The organism is Psychromonas sp. SA13A (assembly GCF_011378715.1).
Taxonomy (GTDB): domain Bacteria; phylum Pseudomonadota; class Gammaproteobacteria; order Enterobacterales; family Psychromonadaceae; genus Psychromonas.
In genome coordinates this window covers 205,776-224,134 of sequence record NZ_WTKU01000002.1, presented here as the reverse complement: position 1 = coordinate 224,134, position 18,359 = coordinate 205,776, and the positions used below count along the sequence as shown (strand labels likewise).

Annotated in this window: 14 protein-coding genes; 6 read left to right on the top strand and 8 right to left on the bottom strand. The window is 37.3% G+C overall.

From position 1 onward, the window contains the following. Positions 1-133: 133 nt before the first annotated feature. From GQR44_RS03610 to fabB, 4 genes are all read right to left on the bottom strand, one after another. Positions 134-2,872, bottom strand: a complete 2,739-nt coding sequence (locus GQR44_RS03610; RefSeq protein ID WP_166369351.1) for a FimV/HubP family polar landmark protein — start codon at positions 2,870-2,872, stop codon at positions 134-136. A gap of 132 nt (positions 2,873-3,004) precedes the next feature. Next, entirely contained in the window at positions 3,005-4,018 is a 1,014-nt protein-coding gene (locus tag GQR44_RS03605) for an aspartate-semialdehyde dehydrogenase (RefSeq protein ID WP_166369349.1), read from the bottom strand. A 9-nt stretch (positions 4,019-4,027) separates the two neighbouring features. Next, positions 4,028-5,167 carry a 4-phosphoerythronate dehydrogenase gene (locus GQR44_RS03600; protein WP_166369347.1) on the bottom strand — a complete coding sequence of 380 codons (1,140 nt, stop codon included), beginning with the start codon at positions 5,165-5,167 and terminating at the stop codon, positions 4,028-4,030. 257 nt (positions 5,168-5,424) lie between these two features. Next, complete coding sequence (gene fabB, locus GQR44_RS03595) at positions 5,425-6,639, bottom strand: beta-ketoacyl-ACP synthase I (protein ID WP_166369345.1); 1,215 nt, start codon at positions 6,637-6,639, stop codon at positions 5,425-5,427. A gap of 113 nt (positions 6,640-6,752) precedes the next feature. Here fabB and mnmC point away from each other — a divergent pair, with 113 nt between their 5' ends. The 5 genes from mnmC to oleD all read left to right on the top strand — a co-directional run bounded on the left by mnmC (position 6,753) and on the right by oleD (position 13,785). After that, positions 6,753-8,879, top strand: a complete 2,127-nt coding sequence (mnmC, locus tag GQR44_RS03590; RefSeq protein WP_166369343.1) for an FAD-dependent 5-carboxymethylaminomethyl-2-thiouridine(34) oxidoreductase MnmC — start codon at positions 6,753-6,755, stop codon at positions 8,877-8,879. Positions 8,880-9,032: 153 nt separating this feature from the next. After that, positions 9,033-10,082: a 3-oxoacyl-ACP synthase III gene (locus GQR44_RS03585; RefSeq protein ID WP_166369341.1), complete on the top strand. Its 1,050-nt coding sequence runs from the start codon at positions 9,033-9,035 to the stop codon at positions 10,080-10,082. A 1-nt stretch (position 10,083) separates the two neighbouring features. Further along, positions 10,084-10,965, top strand: coding sequence for an alpha/beta fold hydrolase (locus GQR44_RS03580; protein WP_166369339.1), 882 nt, complete (start codon positions 10,084-10,086; stop codon positions 10,963-10,965). Beyond that, the gene (oleC, locus tag GQR44_RS03575) at positions 10,966-12,663 is read left to right on the top strand and encodes an olefin beta-lactone synthetase (protein ID WP_166369337.1); all 1,698 of its coding nucleotides are present in this window, start codon (positions 10,966-10,968) and stop codon (positions 12,661-12,663) included. Between the two features lie 48 nt (positions 12,664-12,711). Then, a complete protein-coding gene (gene oleD, locus GQR44_RS03570) occupies positions 12,712-13,785 on the top strand; it encodes a 2-alkyl-3-oxoalkanoate reductase (protein ID WP_166369335.1) in 1,074 nt (357 codons plus the stop codon). A gap of 104 nt (positions 13,786-13,889) precedes the next feature. Here the strand turns inward: oleD and GQR44_RS03565 are convergent, their stop codons facing one another. From GQR44_RS03565 to GQR44_RS19715, 4 genes are all read right to left on the bottom strand, one after another. After that, positions 13,890-14,414: a M48 family metallopeptidase gene (locus GQR44_RS03565; RefSeq protein WP_166369333.1), complete on the bottom strand. Its 525-nt coding sequence runs from the start codon at positions 14,412-14,414 to the stop codon at positions 13,890-13,892. A gap of 313 nt (positions 14,415-14,727) precedes the next feature. Then, complete coding sequence (locus tag GQR44_RS03560) at positions 14,728-15,744, bottom strand: GTP-binding protein (protein ID WP_166369331.1); 1,017 nt, start codon at positions 15,742-15,744, stop codon at positions 14,728-14,730. 355 nt (positions 15,745-16,099) lie between these two features. Beyond that, positions 16,100-16,432 carry an amidohydrolase family protein gene (locus GQR44_RS19720; protein ID WP_277344345.1) on the bottom strand — a complete coding sequence of 111 codons (333 nt, stop codon included), beginning with the start codon at positions 16,430-16,432 and terminating at the stop codon, positions 16,100-16,102. 33 nt (positions 16,433-16,465) lie between these two features. Further along, positions 16,466-16,705 (bottom strand): hypothetical protein, encoded by a 240-nt coding sequence (locus tag GQR44_RS19715; RefSeq protein ID WP_240923543.1) that lies wholly within the window; start codon positions 16,703-16,705, stop codon positions 16,466-16,468. 293 nt (positions 16,706-16,998) lie between these two features. Between GQR44_RS19715 and sbmA the strand changes: the two genes are divergently transcribed. Continuing rightward, positions 16,999-18,234, top strand: coding sequence for a peptide antibiotic transporter SbmA (sbmA, locus tag GQR44_RS03550; protein WP_166369329.1), 1,236 nt, complete (start codon positions 16,999-17,001; stop codon positions 18,232-18,234). The last annotated feature ends 125 nt before the right edge of the window (positions 18,235-18,359 follow it).

The following is an 18,359-nucleotide window of genomic DNA, read 5'->3' as shown; positions in this document are numbered from 1 at the left end:
AATGCTGGCTTTTTAGATAGACAAATATCGGGTTAAAAGACTAGTGAGCTATGTTTAAAAAAATTTGCTCAATTTAGCTTTCCTGATAATTAAGATACTTAGTTTATCTGTTTAATCGATTGATTTAAAAATATTATTTAATTCTTGCAAGTAATTTTTGAACCTCTTTTAATTTATCATCTGACGCAGTGGTTAATAATTTGTTTAAAATATCTTTGGCCCCTTCTTTTTCATCGATTTCTAAATAAGCGCGTGCCAAATCTAACTGTGCAGCCATACCATCATCATCGCTATCAAACTCGGTGAATGATTCAACCACATCCGGGAATTCATCAAGACCAAACTCTAGATTAAAGTCTTCTTCGTTTATAACATCGCCTCCACTACTTGTTAATAATGTGTCGATATCAATAAATTCATCGTCTTTACTTTTATCTATTGTAGGTAATTCAACGTCCTCATCAAAGGCACCCTGACTTAATTGTTCTGCTAAAGAATTTTCTTCGCTTTCACCGACTTGATCATCTGATTCTTCATCATCTGATTGGTCACTTAATTGCTCTACATCAGTTTGAGCTTCTTCTGCTGCATCTAACTCGGAAATGCTTTGGTCAACACTTTTTAAAGTCGAAAGATCGACATTTTCAAATTCACTTAAATCGTCGTCAATAATGTCATCTGTATTAACTGTTTCACTTGACTCGTCTGATTCTGTTGATTCTGTTGATTCTGTTGATTCAACAACAGTCTCATTCGCAGCTTCAACTTCTTGATTAATCAGTTCGTCGATATCATCAACGGCTTCACTTGAAGTTTCTGGTTTAACTGCTTCAGTTGGTTCGCCTGATTCAGTTGATTCAACAACAGTCTCGTTGGCCGCTTCAACTTCTTGATTGATCAGTTCATCGATATCATCAGCGGTTTCACTTGAAACTTCTTGTTTAACTGATTCAGTTGGTTCGGCTAATTCAGCCGATTCAACAACAGTCTCATTCGCCGCTTCAACTTCTTGGTTGATAATAGGATCAATATCATCAACGGTTTCACTTACAGCTCCTGGCTTAATTTCAGTAGCGGCTTCTTGCTCAAGCAGTGCATCAATATCATCTACTGCTTCACTGGCAATGTCTTCTTTAGCTTCAGATTCAACTTCTGCTTCTTGTTCTATTTGAGAATCGATATTGTCTACGGTTTCACTTACATCTTCTGGTTTGACTTCTTCTGTATCGACTTCATTTTGCTCAGTATCAGTATCAGCTATAGAGGTAGCGACATCTTCTTCTATTTCTTTTTCAGTGTCAGCGCCTTCGGCAAGTTGTGTTTCCCATTCAGCTGCTAAATCTAAATCTTCTTGGTTAATGTCAGCATCTAATGAAAGGTCAACTTCAGATAACTCGATAACCTCTTCTTTACCTTCAATTAGAGAATCGATGTCAAAATCTTCGCTATCAATTAACTCTGCTATACCAAAAGGATCATCTTCATTAGTTTCAGGTTGCGTAAATTCATCATTATTTTCAATTACTGAACTTTCTATTTCAGTATCATCAGAGCTAGCAAGGTCGATAACTTCATTGTCATCAACAACTTCACTTTCATCAACAACTTCATTATCATTAATAGTCTCGCTATCAACTATATCGAAATCACTATCACTTTCTGCGATCAGTGAACTTTCATCTTCTGTTGATTCCTGCGGTTCAGCTTCGAGAGGAACTGCTGCAAGCTCAACATCTTCAGTGAACTCGATATCATTACTGATTTCTTCGTTTACCTCATCTTCATCCAGATCATCTGTTAATAAAGAATCAAACTGACCATCTTCTTCCATCAGAATAGAAGTCGACTCCGCAATCTCTTGCTCTCTTGATGCAAGCTCTCGTTTAGACTTTAAACGTAAGAAAATTAAGAAAACAGCAATCAGGAATAATAAAGGGGCTAAAATTGTTAGCATTAAGCTTGAAATAGAAGCAGTCATGGTCCGTAATATTTCATTCAATAAACCTGGGCCACTAAAAGGAGGCTCTTCAAAAGCTTCTATTTGTTGGCGGTATTGGTCAATTATTGCCTGTAATTCTTCTTGAGTGGCAATATCTTCCTCTACTTGTTGTGCAAGGCTATTAACTTGATCCGTTAATGGTTGTAATTTTAGTTTTAAACTTTGATTGGCTTCTGTGGCAACTATTAGTTGTTCGCTCAATAATTGGAACTCTTTTTCTTGATCGACTAACAACTGATTTTTTGCTTCTAAAGCAGAAGCTTTATCTAACGCCTCTTTTTTTAACTGATCAATAATTTCAGGTTCAACGACCTCGGTTGATTCAGCCTCAATTTTATTAGTTTCATCTTCGTTGACTTGTGTTTGTAATTTTTCAGTCTGTGTAATCACCGGTTCAACGGGTGCAGTTTCAATTATCTCTTTTTTAACAACTGGTTTTGTTACTTTTGGTGCAGGTTTACGTGGTCTTAATAACTGCTCTGCTTCTTTATTCGTTTGTTGTGCTATAAAGGCTTTATTCGGTATTGTTATCACCGATCTAGGTATAATTCTATTAATGTCACTTTGATAAAAAGCACTGGGATTTGCTTTGTATATAGCCACTAAAGTCTGAAATACAGACACACTCGAATCGGGACGCAATTTTGACGCAATAGACCACAAAGTTTCACGAGAAGAGATAGGTCCATACTTTGAAATTACCGGAGAAGTGGCCGGTGTAGATGTAGTATTTGACAAAGGTACTTGAATTGTTTCAGCGGGTTGTGTTAATTGGTCTTGATCATTAGGACCAACTAAATCAACACTTTGTACAAGAGGTACATTGAATAACAATGGAGAACAGAAAATTAGACTAAGCAAAATGCGCTTCATAAACGTTCCTTGTGAGGAAAAGCTGAATAATAATGACTATATAATAAACTAGGACAAGTAATAGAAGATGTTTAAAGCAAGTAATAAGGCTAGAATTGAGATCTAGCCCACTTTAACGTAATTACTACAACTTTATAGATAGGTGAAAGCTAGTTTTTCCATTACTAACACTGCATTAGTTGCAATTCCGTAATGAACATTATCAGCACAAACCCACATATTAATACCAGCAGCATCACAGGTATCTTTACGTAAACGCCCCACGTGAACTTCAACATTACCGACTACATCATCAATCATATTAGCGTAATCACCAACTGATTCTGATAATACAATGTTGTCACTATGGTGTAGCGCATTTGCAACTTCGCTCAGCTCAACAGGATAATGGGTTACAACATGAACCGCTTGCGAACAACCATAAAACATAGGTACAACAACCTGTGTTGTCGACACCACCATTTCAGGGTCATTTAGTAAACGTCTTGTTTCAGCCATTAAACGTAGCTCAGAAAAAGCAATACCATCTTCATCAAACTCATCAATTTGTGGAACAACATTAAAAGCGATTTGTTGCTTAAATTTATGCTGCTCTATTCCTTTAGCATTCAATAATCGTGCCGTTTCTCCCGCCAATGCTGTGACGCCATCTTTACCAATACAAGAAACTGATTGAAATCCAGCAACGGTGACACGTTTAATACCTACTTCTTGATGGATTTGTTTAATAGCCAGCGTTAATTGTGCTGTTTCAGGACTTGGGATCGCAATAATATTTGACTCGCTATAACGAGTAATATCATCTTCATTAATTCCCATTTGCACTAATGGCACAGCTGGATCTTCTAAATAATAACCACTGATATCGATCACGACACAATGCTCTTTAGCTACAGGTATCCATTGCATTGCAACATCACGGCCAGAAAGAAATAAAGCAATATCCACTTGTTCCCAGTCAAAAGATTCAATTTCAATAACATCAACAGGCTTGCCTGAATACATCACCGAGTTTGTATCGCTTTCACCAATACTGAGAGGGAACAGGTTATTAATTGGGAAGTCACGTTTTAAAAGTACTTCCAGTGTTGCTTCTATACAACCATCAATTTCACCAATGAGTGCAATGTTATATTCTTTGTTCATGTCGACCTTTTATTTTTTATTTACTGTAAAACCGATTCTGTTTAAATCAATTGCTTTCGAACTAGGACTAATAGTATCTATTAAAGTAAGTGTTAATGTAGATAATTCCCTACGCTCAGGATAATTTTTCCGCATTTGATCAAAGCCATTCAGATCATTTACTTTTGCTCTAAATAACGCATCATCTCTGCGCACATCATATATTAAATGTACTAAAGATTTTAACAATTCTGCACTAATGCTAGCCGAAATAGTTATTTCGGTAATATTTGCTTTATCTTTAAAATCAAGACTATTTAAAGTTGGCGATACATTTAAATGTTGGTTAAGTGCTTGGTATAACATTTCAGTGCCGCGTACACGACCATCTAAGCTATAACCGGCTATATGTGGCGTTGCAAGTTCAACATAAGGTAATAATGCTTTTTCTATATTAGGTTCATTTTCCCACACATCCAATACTAATATGGGGGCCTTTTCTTGTTGTGCCAGTGATAATAGAGATTGATTATCAACTACCTCACCACGACAAGCATTGATTAATATTTGTTCACAGTTCAACTTCTGAAGTACACCTTGGTCAAAGAGATGAAATGTTTTATACTCGCCATCCATCGTTTTTGGCACATGCAAAGAGATAATATCAGCAGCGAGAACATCATCAAACTCACAAAACTCTCTTTGATCACCAGCAGCTTGTAGTAGTGGATCATACAATTTACAAGCCACACCAACTGCCGTTAAGCACTCGTAAACCGCACTACCCGTATTACCAGCACCAACAATCGCCACTGTTTTATCATTTAATACAAACTGTTTACGCTCTGCTAAAATTAACAGAGCACTAAGTACATATTCCGCAACCGAAATTTTGTTACAGCCTGGCGCACTACTAAAAGTAATATTACGTTGCTTTAAATACGCTTGGTCAATATGATCTGTGCCGATAGTTGCAGTCCCAACAAACTGAATACGTTCGTTCAGAGCAAGTAAGCCTTCATTGACCTTAGTGATTGAACGTACTAATAAGATATCAGCATCTTTTAACTGTTCTGCTGTTACATTACGACCAGAGAAAGTAATGACTTCCCCAAAACTGTTAAAGAAATCTTTGCCATGCGGCATATTCTCGTCAATATAAATTTTCATATTCATTTAACCAATTTAATTTGTACAAATCATATCTTGAATTGAAGTAACCAGTATTCGCTTTTGCTTTTTAAAAAATCATTTATTACAACCACTCTTAGCCGTCAGGTTACATTGAGCCAAGTTAAGTAAAAATAAGTGAAATTAAGTTATTTTAATGGCCTATAAGCAAAAACTACGCTGAGCTTAAGTGCTTTAACAAACTAGTAAAACAAAAAAAGGAGCCTAGGCTCCTTTTTTAATTACAATATTAAACTTTATTGATGACGTTTAAAAATTAATGTTGCGTTAGTTCCACCGAAACCAAAGCTATTAGACATAACGATATCTAATTTAGCAGCTTCTGATTTATTTTTAACGATTGGCAAGTTAAGCGCTTTCTCATCAACTTCTTCAATATTACAAGAAGGAGAAATAAAGTCATTTTCCATCATTAATATACTGTAAATTGCTTCATGAACACCCGCAGCACCTAATGAGTGTCCTGTTTGTGATTTAGTTGAGCTAATTTTGGGAGCATCGTTACCAAATACAGCATTAATTGCTTCTAACTCTTTAACATCACCAACAGGGGTTGATGTACCATGAGTATTTAAGTAATCAACTTTACCTTCAACTGTGGCAAGTGCTTGTTGCATACAACGTATTGCTCCTTCACCAGATGGCGCGACCATGTCGTAACCATCTGACGTTGCGCCGTAACCTACGATTTCAGCATAGATTTTAGCGCCACGAGCAAGGGCATGCTCTAATTCTTCAACAACAACCATACCGCCGCCGCCAGAGATAACAAAACCATCGCGTTTTGTATCATAAGTACGAGATGCTTTATCTGGTGTTTCATTATATTTACTTGAAAGAGCGCCCATTGCATCAAACTCACAAGCCATTGTCCAATCTAACTCTTCACCACCACCGGCAAAAACAATATCTTGTTTGCCAAGTTGGATCTGTTCAAGGGCATGACCAATACAGTGCGAACTTGTCGCACAAGCAGAACTCATTGAGTAGTTGATACCTTTAATTTTAAATGGTGTCGCTACACAAGCCGAAGTAGTACTCGCCATCGTACGCGGTACCATATAAGGACCAACACGACGAACGCCTTTGTCTTTCATAATTTGGCATGCATCAACTTGGTTTTTTGAAGAACCTCCGCCTGAGCCTGTCACTAAACCAGTACGTACATTAGAAACCATGTCTTCTGGTAATTGAGCATCTGCAACTGCTTGCTGCATTGACAAATAAGTGTATGCAGCTGCATCACCCATGAAACGCATTACTTTACGATCAATATGCTCTGAAGGATTTATTTTTAAATCACCCCAAACTTGGCTACGCATCCCAACTTCTTTGAATTGTTCAGAAAATGTAATGCCTGACTTGCCACTTTTAAGTGATGCTAATACTTCTTCTTTATTGTTACCTATACTAGAAACAATACCGATACCTGTAATTACTGCTCTTTTCATTATTAAGCCTTTATTGCTTGAGGGACTAATTATATGATCATCAAAAGTAAACCAATTTTCTTAAATCAACCTGACTGTTATGAAATATGATCGCATATATAGAGGAATATAACTTGTCTCAAGCCAAAAACAATATAATTAAGCATGCACAACTTAACTGGTCAGATCAGTCAGAGCCATATTCGACTATGTTTGATGATATCTATTTTAATAATAATCAAGGTCACTGCGAATCTCAATATGTTTTTTTTGAAGGCAACCATTTAGCTCACAGATGGGTTAATTTTAAGCAAAAACAGTTCTGTATTGTAGAAACTGGCTTTGGTTCGGGTCTCAACTTTCTTAATAGTGCGCAACAATTCATCAATTTCAAAAAAAACAATATAGAAAAACCACTGCAACGTTTACATTTTATTAGCTTTGAAAAATACCCACTTACTAGCAATGATATTCAGTTAAGCCTTAAAAAATTGCCACAATTTAGCAACTTGCTTGAATCTCTTGTGGTGCAATATCCGATGCCACTACTCGGATGTCATCGATTATTCTTTGATGGTGGCAATATTATTTTGGATTTATGGTTTGGTGATATTAATGAACAAATCGACAACCTAAGTAATACCCACAATGGTATTGCTGATGCTTGGTATCTCGATGGTTTTAATCCCAGCACTAATCCTGATATGTGGCATCTAGCATTATTTAAAAAAATGGTAGCATTATCTAACCCTCAAGCAACATTAGCCACTTTTACTGCGGCAGGTTTTGTAAGAAGAGCGTTGAACGAGTCCGGTTTTATTATGCAAAAGCGAAAAGGTTACGGGAAAAAACGTGAAATGCTTGTAGGGTATATTCCTGAAGCGAATCCCATTGATAACCATGTAGCGTTCTCAACAGGAACAACTAGAGCAACCCCCAAGCAAGCAGATGACATCGCTATCATTGGGGGTGGTATTGCAGGATTATGCTCCGCCCTTGCATTAGCAAAACGCGATCATAAAGTAACTGTTTATTGTGCGGAGTCAACATTAGGCACAGGCGCGTCTGGTAATTTACAAGGAGCCTTATATCCTCTTTTGAATGGACAACATGATGCACTTGGACAATTATTCAGTAATGCCTATCAGTTCGCTTTGAATTTTTATCATGAAGTTAATCAACATCATCCTTTTTCACATCAATTTAATGGATTAATTCAGCTCGCATACGACTCAAGCTCGACGAAAAAATTACAAAAGATAAAAGAAGCAGGTTTGCCTGAACAATTAGTGCATTGGATAGATACAAACTCAACAAACCAATTAGCAGGTCTAGAAATTGACCACCCTGCTTTATATTATCCACGAGCAGGATGGTTGAGCCCTCGACAGTTAATAAACTCGTTAGCGCAGTTATTAGCTGAATATGACAATGTCACTATTCATTGTAATCATCATATTGAACAGATTAGTTATAACCAGCATGCAAATGATAATGAGCAATGGATATTAAAAAGAAAGCGTACTAGTATTTCAAAAAATGCCCTACCTGAAAATACCTTAGATATATCACTACAGACAACCCCAGAGCAGAGCCAAACAGAGAACGTAACAGAAAATACAGATACCTTTAAACATCAAACTCTGGTGATTGCGGCTGGTTTTGATTCACTTAATTTTCAACAGTGTAGAGCCGTTCCTCTTTCCGCTGCGCGTGGTCAAGTCAGCCATATCGACTCGACACCTGAACTGACAGCGTTAAAACGAACCCTTTGCCATGAGGGTTATTTAACACCTGAAATAGCGGCGCAACATTGTATGGGCGCGACATTTAAGCGCCATGATAGTGATACGGCTTATCGTGAAACAGAGCAAAACGATAATCACCAAAAATTGAAAAAGTGTATTACTGACAAAACATGGGTAGATAATATTGTGTTAAATGATCAAGCCCATACCGCTATCCGCTGTACAACCCGAGACCATTTCCCCTATGTAGGTGAATTAAGCGATTATGATAGCCTGAAAAAAAGTTATGAGATGAATGAGTCTCTCACCTACCCTATAGCATCGCTACCTAATGCTTACCTATTGACAGGTTTAGGTTCTCGAGGTTTATGCAGTGCCCCTTTATTAGCAGAGATTTTAGTAAGCAAAATAAACAAAGAAAGCTTACCTGTTGCTAATTATATTGATGAAAAAATGAAAATTCCGCGTCAATGGTTAAGTTATATAAGCAAAAACAAACCGTTAAAAGCTTAAAACTAGCTAATTTTCATCAAAATTAACAGTATTTAGAAGTCAGTTTAGGATTGGACTTTGTTAAACTCAGAATATACGGTAACCTACGCCTCCGGTTTAAGGGTTGATTAAATTGGTCCTTTTTGAAGCATTAATGAGAAAAATTACAACTTAATGAAATATTCCCGCGTTTATATCAATAGTATGGCTTATGAATTAGCCCCAGAAGTCGTTTCAAGTAAAGATCTAGAAGCTCGTCTTGCGCCTTTATATCAAAAATTACGTATACCAGCTGGTCAACTCGCTGCGTTAACGGGCATTGAAGATAGACGTTGGTGGCCTAGCGATCATCGCTTATCAGATGGAGCCATTGAAGCAGCAAAAAAATCTTTAAATGAAACAGGCATTAATGTAGAAGATATTGGAGCAGTTGTTTATACGGGAGTATGTCGCGATCAACATGAGCCTGCTACAGCTTGTCGTATCGCTGCTGAAATTGGTGTTAATAAAAGTACCGCTATTTACGATATTAGTAACGCATGTTTAGGTGTGTTATCGGGCATTTTGGACATCGCAAACCGTATTGAATTAGGCCAGATAAAAGCCGGTTTAGTTGTCTCGTGCGAATCCGCAAGGCATATTGTAGATATTACTATCGACAACATGATTTCTAACCCAACCATTCAAAACTTTTCACAATCATTGGCCACTTTAACTGGCGGATCTGGTGCGGTAGCAGTATTGCTGACCGATGGTTCATTGCAGTTAGATAACCAACGTCAACATAAACTATTAGGTGCTAGCCACCTCTCTGCGCCACAACATCATGATTTATGTAAATGGGGCTTACAAGAAGTGGGTCTTAAATTACACCGAGAATTTATGCGTACTAATGCAGTCCCATTACTGAAAGAAGGTGTCGCCTTAGCACTTGATACTTGGCAACATTTTTTAACACAGCAACAATGGACAGTAGACAGCGTCAATAAGGTGATTTGTCACCAAGTTGGTTCTGCCAATCAAAAGCAGGTACTTGCTGCATTAAATATTCCCGTGGAAAAAGAATTTCCGACTTATCAATACCTCGGTAACATGGGAACCGTCTCACTGCCGGTTACTGCTGCATTAGCAGATGAACAAGGATTCCTAAAAAAAGGTGACAATGTCAGCTTCTTAGGAATAGGCAGTGGTTTGAATTGTATGATGCTTGGATTGGAGTGGTAACATGAGTCTTGATAATTTATTGCCCTTCAAACGCAATTTTCTAGATCTAAATGGTCAAAAGTACCATTACTTAAATGAAGGTTCTGGCGAACCGGTTGTGATGGTACATGGTAACCCTAGTTGGTCATTCTATTACCGAAATTTAGTGAGCGCGTTAAGTGCACAATATCAATGTATTGTTCCGGATCATATCGGTTGTGGTTTATCAGACAAACCATCGGATAAAGACTATGACTATACCTTGGTACAACGCATCGATGACCTTGAAACCTTATTGGATAGCCTTAATATAAAAAAAAATATCACCCTAGTCGTACATGATTGGGGAGGCATGATCGGAATGGGTTATGCAGCACGTCACCCAGAGCGAATTAAACGTTTAGTTATTTTAAATACAGCTGCGTTTAATTTACCAAAATCTAAAAAATTCCCTATCCCATTATGGATTTGTAGAAATACGTATTTAGGTACGGTACTTGTGCGTGGCTTTAATGCCTTCTCCTCTGCCGCTTCATACGTAGGCGTAAAACGTAATAAAATGCCTAATGACATTCGTCAAGCCTATGTTGCTCCTTTCAACTCATGGAAAAATCGTATTTCAACACTAAGATTTGTGCAAGATATTCCGTTATTACCACACCATCGTAACTATAAGTTAGTGGAAAGTATTGATGCAGGTTTACAACAATTTCAGAATATTCCGACTGTCATTTGTTGGGGACTGCAGGATTTTGTTTTCGATAAACATTTTTTAAGTGTTTGGAAACAAAAAATGCCACACGCACAGGTACACGAGTTCGCCGATTGCGGGCATTATATCCTTGAAGACGCAAGTCATGAAGTGATCGATATAGTGAAAAAATTTATGGATAAGAACCCATAAATGTACAATGCACGTAAGTCATTAAAAAAAAGCACTAAAAACCAAAAAAACAAAGGAAACTTGTGCCGCCACTTAGTGACAGCCTCGAAAGAGTTTCCTGAAAACCTTGCGGTTAGCGTACAAAAAAAGACATTAAAAGGCTTAACTTATCAACATCTAAGCTTTGCTGAGTTACACCAACAAAGTGATGATATTGCTTATGCACTAAACGGCTTAGGGCTTAAAGCAGGTGACAAAGCGGTATTAATGGTTACTCCAAGTATCGCATTTTTTAACCTTACCTTTGCTCTCTTCAAAACAGGTATTATTCCCATCTTAGTTGACCCTGGAATGGGGGTTAAGAATCTCAAGCAATGCTTTGAAGAGTCGCAACCCGATGCTTTTATCGGCATCCCAAAAGCACATCTCGCACGATTGCTTTTTTCATGGGGCAAGCAAACCATTAAACACGTTATTAATGTTAATGGTCCGGCCATTTTTGGTGGTATTCAACTATCAAGTTTATTAAAAAAGTATCCTCGTGCTAAACCCTACTCAATGCATCAACTTAAGCCCCATCAGTTAGCTGCTATTTTATTTACTAGTGGTAGCACAGGAACGCCTAAAGGTGTAGTTTATAGCCATAGCATGTTTGAAGCGCAAATCAGTGTGTTAAAAAATGATTACCAAATTCAACCGGGTGAGGCAGATTTAGCGACTTTTCCATTATTTTCACTATTCGGCCCCGCGTTAGGAATGACATCGATAGTACCTGAGATGGATGCCAGTCAACCCATTAAAGCTAATCCAAACTATATTTTTGCCGCTATCGAAAAATATCAATGTAGTAATCTATTTGCAAACCCCGCTTTATTAGATGTGTTAGGCCAAGCAGGACAGAAACAACAACACAATTTACCTACTATTAAGCGTGTTATTTCTGCTGGAGCTCCCGCTTCTTTAGACGCAATTAATCTATTTAGTCGCATGTTAAGTGATGATGCAGAAGTGATTAACTCATATGGTGCGACAGAATCATTACCAATCAGTAAAATCGGTAGCCAACAATTATTAACCACAACTAATATTACCGAACAAGGTGGTGGAATTTGTGTGGGTAATGCAATTGAACATGTTGATATAAAAATCATTAAGAACACTGAGCAAAACATAAATACATGGTACGATCAGTTAATATTAGCCCCCTTTGAAATAGGTGAGATTGTAGTAAAAGGTCCACAGGTCAGTTCAGCCTATTACCATCGTCAGCAAGCAACAACACAGGCTAAAATTAAAGATGGTAATAGTGTGCGTCACCGTATGGGCGATTTAGGTTATCTGGACGACCAAGGTAAATTATGGATGTGTGGTCGCAAAGCCCATCAAGTTTTGTCTAATCACCGTGAATGTAATAAACCTTACTATTCAATTCCCTGTGAGCGCATATTTAATACACATAAAAGCATTAAACGAAGTGCATTAGTGGCTGTAGTTATAGATAAAAAAGTCACTCCGGCTGTTTGCATCGAAGTTGAAAACAGTAATACTTATGATTCAGCTCGTTTATTTCATGAATTACAAGAGATAGCTAAACAACATACACAAACAGAAGGTATTGAGTTGTTTTATATCCATAAAAAATTTCCCATGGATATTCGCCATAATGCTAAAATATTCAGAGAAAAATTAGCGCTATGGGCACAGCAACAAATTGAGTAGATTCAATACGGCACACTTAGCCAAATACTAGCGACAATGAGATAAATTATGGCGATAACTCCCCTTCTCTTTTCTGAGCTTCACCCGAAGCTACAACTTGTTCTAACAGAGCTTAGCGAGCAGGTTGATTGCGTACTCGTTACCGGTGCAGGTGGTTTTTTAGGGACAGCATTATGCCGTTGCTTACGCGCAGCAAATATTAACGTCGTTGGGTTTGCTCGTGGTCAATACCCGCATTTACAAGCACTTGGTGTAACATTAATTCAAGGTGACTTGCAGGATAAACAATCATTGATCAATGCAATGCAAGGCTGCTCTCTTGTATTCCATGTTGCCTCAAAAGCCGGCGTATGGGGAAACAAACAAAGTTACTTCAAACCCAATGTAATAGGCACTGACAATGTTATTGAAGCATGTCGAATAAACAACATTGAACGACTAATTTATACCAGTACACCTAGTGTCACTTTTAATGGCGAAGATGAAGCGAATATTGATGAATCACAGCCCTATGCAAAACAATTTCTCAATTTTTATGGTTTATCAAAAGCCGTCGCTGAACAGAAAGTGCTGCAACAAAATACAGCGGAATTAAAAACAGTTGCCTTAAGGCCACATCTTATATGGGGACCTGGCGATCCACATTTAGTGCCTAGAGTAATTGAGCGTGCTAAGGCAGGTAAATTAAAACTAGTGGGGAAAATAGATAAATTGGTGGATACTATTTATATTGATAATGCCGTTTATGCCCATCTACTTGCTGCAGTAGAATTGAATAAAGAAAACTCACAGTGTGCTGGAAAAGCGTATTTTTTAAGTAACGATGAGCCTATTTTAATGGCCGATATACTTAATAATATATTATCAGCAGCTAACTTACCAAAAGTCACAGCCAGAGTATCGAGTCGCCTTGCCTATGTAGTTGGAACACTATTAGAATGGTGGTACTTACGCACTGGCAATACTAATGAACCAATCATGACTCGTTTTGTAGCAAAGCAACTTTCCACCAGCCATTACTTTAATATAAGAGCGGCAAAACAAGACTTTAACTACCAAGCATTAGTGACAATAGATCAGGGGATGGCGCAATTAAAAGATCATTTGAGAACGAGTGACTAAGCGGTAAATTAGCAGCATTTCATTTAGCTTCATTTAGTTGAATCTGACTCACTAAATAAGTTAGCCTTCTGTTATCGGAACACTATGATAGTGTTGAAGATAAACTAGTAAATCCTACCTTTGAACTCCAACTGCGTTAGATATAAGCGCATTTCAAACTCTAATTGATGGTAATCCGGCAACATATGCTCACACAATTGGTAGAAAGCTTTATCATGATTTTTCTCACGAATATGACTTAATTCATGAACCACAATCATCTCTAAAAAAGGTTCAGGCGCCACTTTAAAAACTTCGCTCACACGAATTTCGTTTTTACTTTTTAATTTACTACCCTGTACTCTTGAAACAAAAGTATGTAAACCCAGTGCGTTGTTCACTACATGGATTTTTTTATCATAGATAATTTTACTCAGCGGCGATGACTTGCGTAAATAACGATTTTTAATATCCATTACATAATCACGCAATAATTTATCATTATTAATATTATGTTGTTCAGGGTATTTTTTTAATAAAAACTCCCCTAATTTATCTTGCTCGAGTAGTGCCTGTATTTGAGTTTGCACCTGTGGTGAGTACGCAGAAAGATATTTAAGTGTGGCAGCTTGATTTAATGGTTTAGACATATTCGAATCTTTAGGTAAATAATGAAATTATAACTTACATATTTTTAATCATGTAATGATAAGTTTAATAGTAAGTTAAGGCAGTAGAGTTTCTATAAAATAACGTTTTACTCTTTCTTTTTTATAATCACTCATGTTTATCTGGCGATCAACAGTCTCATTACACTTTCTATTACAGTTTTGTCACTAAAATTAAAAACTCAGTTGAACAGCTATTTACGTAATTATTAATGATATACAACTGTGAAGGACGACCTTGAAGGTTTAATTAGTCGAAATATGTGAAAAAGGCCTGTTAAGACCTTTTGTGGAATCACTTAATACACTTTAATAATTGTATTTCAAACAACTCATCAATAGTATTATTGATCAATTCAACTCGACTTTCCGAACACTCATCTAATACAACTTCAGTAAGTTGACCTGCAGTGAAATTATACCCCAAAAGGCCGTTATCGGTAATCATAACGGCTTTCATACGATCAACTTTTAATTCTGTTAATAACAAGGTTAGCTTCTGATACTCAAATACTTTATCAGATGAGAAACGCCAGCCGATACTATAAAAACCTTCGCCTTCATTAATAGCTTTAAGCATGCCACTCTCTGGAATAGTCGCCTCTGAAGCAAGTAGTTTACTATGTAGATGATGATGATGGTGGTGATGGTGTTCATGATGTGAAGATTTTTCCTGAATAATAGCATCGCCTTCAAGCTCCGCGAGCAAAAAGGCGCCGTGTTCTGCCAATATCACTTTCGTATTGGGGCGACTCACTCTTGCGACATAAGCTGTTAGTTTGCCTAAATCTCCCGCTTGATAAAGATCCACTTTGTTACCGACAACAGTATCTGCAATGGCAATTTGTTGGTTGAAAGTATCATGATTGGTATATCGTGCGTCAGATAAATTACGTGCGTCGACTAAAGTAATGTTTTTGTGTAGTGATAATACGTCACGATAATGCGCTGAAGTTAATACTTCCATCACCTCTTTTGGATGACCTAGTCCTGTTGGCTCAATCAATAAACGATCTGGATTTGCTTTCAATAGCAACTGATTAAGTGCAATTTTCATGGGTAAACCAGCAGCGCAGCACATGCAACCACCCGCGACTTCACGGATGAATACTTTCTGTTTATCAATTTTTTGCCCTTTCACTAAACTACCATCGACACCAATCTCACCAAACTCATTAACTAATACGGCCCAACGTTCGTCATCAGGTTTATTTGCAAGCAAATTCAAAATAGCCGACGTTTTCCCTACGCCAAGAAACCCTGTAATAATATTAGTTGGAACCCCTAAAATCGGCTGATTTTCAAAGCTCATTAATAATTCCCCTATAACTTTGTACAAATGATTTATTTGCAGACACAACAAACTCTGAAAAAGTTGAAGACTTGGGCCGTTCTACCGAGATATTTTTCAAAATTATCGACCCTTGAGTAATAGAACTATGTTAATAGAACGGTGTTAATAGAAGAACCATGATCATAGAAAATCGATCGCATATAACAACTGCGGAATCTGTTTTTAAATGAATGACAACATTAGTATCAGAAAGCACTTTACTCAGATACTTATAGATATTGTTTGTTAGTACTAAATATATTAACTGTTGTCCATGAAGGCTTAATTATACACATAGGTGATTAATGATATCTACATTATGGAGTGAGTCCTACTAAACGTCGAACTGTAACCTCATTCCTGAAGCAGTTTTGCCGTCCACTTGTTGATTTGCATACACCAAATCACCATTGACCCAGGTATGTTTGATTTGTGCTGAAAACGAGTGCCCTGAAAACGGCGACCAACCACAGTGATATAAACTATTTTCATTGCTAACCACTGTTGGTGTTTTTGTATCTACCAAGACTAAGTCGGCATAAAAACCTTCTCGAATAAATCCACGATCTTTAATCCGATAACGAATAGCAGGATTATGTGCGGTTTTTTCAACGATTTTAGCGATGCTCATGTGCCCTTTTTTCACTTGGTCAAATAAACTTAGCAAGGCATGTTGAACTAAAGGTAAACCTGCTGGTGCTTAAGCATAAGGAACTTGTTTTTCATCCCAAGTATGGGGAGCATGATCGGTCGCAATAATATCGATTTGATCGGTATTCAATGCCTTTAACAACATCTCACGATCACTTCCATATTTAATGGCAGGGTTGCATTTTATTTGTTTGCCAAGCTGCGCATAATCTTTATTGCTAAACCAAAGATGATGTACACAAGCTTCAGCGGTGATATGTTTATTTTGAATAGGCCCTGCGTCAAGCAATGCGATTTATTGATTAACATGGATTAGCACCTTGCCCCTACCTTATTAAATTTTACTAATAGACATAATGATTGGTTACAAAAGTCGATGACCTTAAGTTGAACAAAGTATCGCTATTTAACTAATCGACCAATGGAAAATATCACTATGGAATTACTCGAATTACTGATCATTTCTTAAAACACGATTAATTTTTTAGTGGTGAGAACTTGTTTATCTTTTTTATTGAAAATGCAATGATGCCAAACCTAACCCTATACAATCACTACAAAATTATAAGAGCCTACTCACCTATGTTTAAATCCTTTTTTCCCGATCCTAAGATTTTTTTCATCTCTGTATTGATATTTTCCGGACTTACTTGCGCTGTTTGGTATGGGTACAATGAACAGATGGCCGCTTTATTCGGTCTTGATATAACAGACGCAGAACCTGTTATTGGCTTAAAACATTTCGTAACAGATTCATTTATATTGTTTTACGGTTATTACTTTGTCTGTACAGCGTTGTTTGCAGTTGCTTGGTTCAAGATGTCTCCGCATAAGTGGCAATGGTGGTCAATTATTGGCTCATCAACCATATTGTTTTCGACTTACTTCTCAGTTCAAGTGGCGGTTGCGATTAATAATTGGCGCCGTCCCTTCTTTGATTTAATTCAATCATTATTAAAACCTGTTGGCAGTGATGCACCGATAGAAGCTGTTAATGCACAAGCCACTAGTACAGCAACTGGACAATTATTCGATTTGTTAATTGTATTTGGAGAAATCGCTTTTTTAGCTATTTTCATCTTCGTTGCAACGCGTTTCTTGGTCAGCCATTATATCTTTCGCTGGCGAACGGCCATGAATGATTATTACACTGCACATTGGCTTAAATTAAGGAAAGTTGAAGGGGCATCGCAGCGTATTCAAGAAGATACGATGCGTTTTGCCTCTATTATGGAAAACCTTGGAGTGGCATTAGTGGAGGCGATAATGACATTATTTGCTTTTCTACCTGTGCTATGGAGTCTATCTGAATACGTCTCTGAGTTACCAGTAGTTGGTGAAATTGCACATCCCCTCTTCTATGCAGCATTATTTTGGTCAATCTTTGGCACTGGTTTATTAGCATTAATTGGTATTAAGTTGCCAGGGTTAGAGTTTAATAACCAAAAAGTGGAAGCGGCATTTCGTAAAGAGTTAGTGTATGGAGAAGATAACGTTGAACGTGCCATGCCCATTACATTAAACGAACTGTTTTCAAATGTACGCAAGAATTACTTCCGTTTATACTTCCATTATATGTACTTCAACGTAGCGCGCATGTTGTATTTACAAGCAGATAATATCTTTGTGTTTATTTTGTTAGTGCCTACAATTGTTGTCGGTGCAATCACCTTCGGTATTCTTCAGCAGATCCTAACGGCCTTTGGTCAAGTTAGTAATTCATTCCAATACTTAGTAAATTCTTGGACTACCATCGTTGAATTATTGTCAGTACGAAAACGTCTCACTGCTTTTGAATCAACATTAGATAATGACTAAACGTCTTTACAGCCCCTCTCGAAATTTTATTGATGTTATTACAACTACAAAAGTTTAGTTTGGGGCTTTTCTTGCTATTCTCAAGTCACTGAACATAGTCACTGAACATAGTCACTTGAGCATAG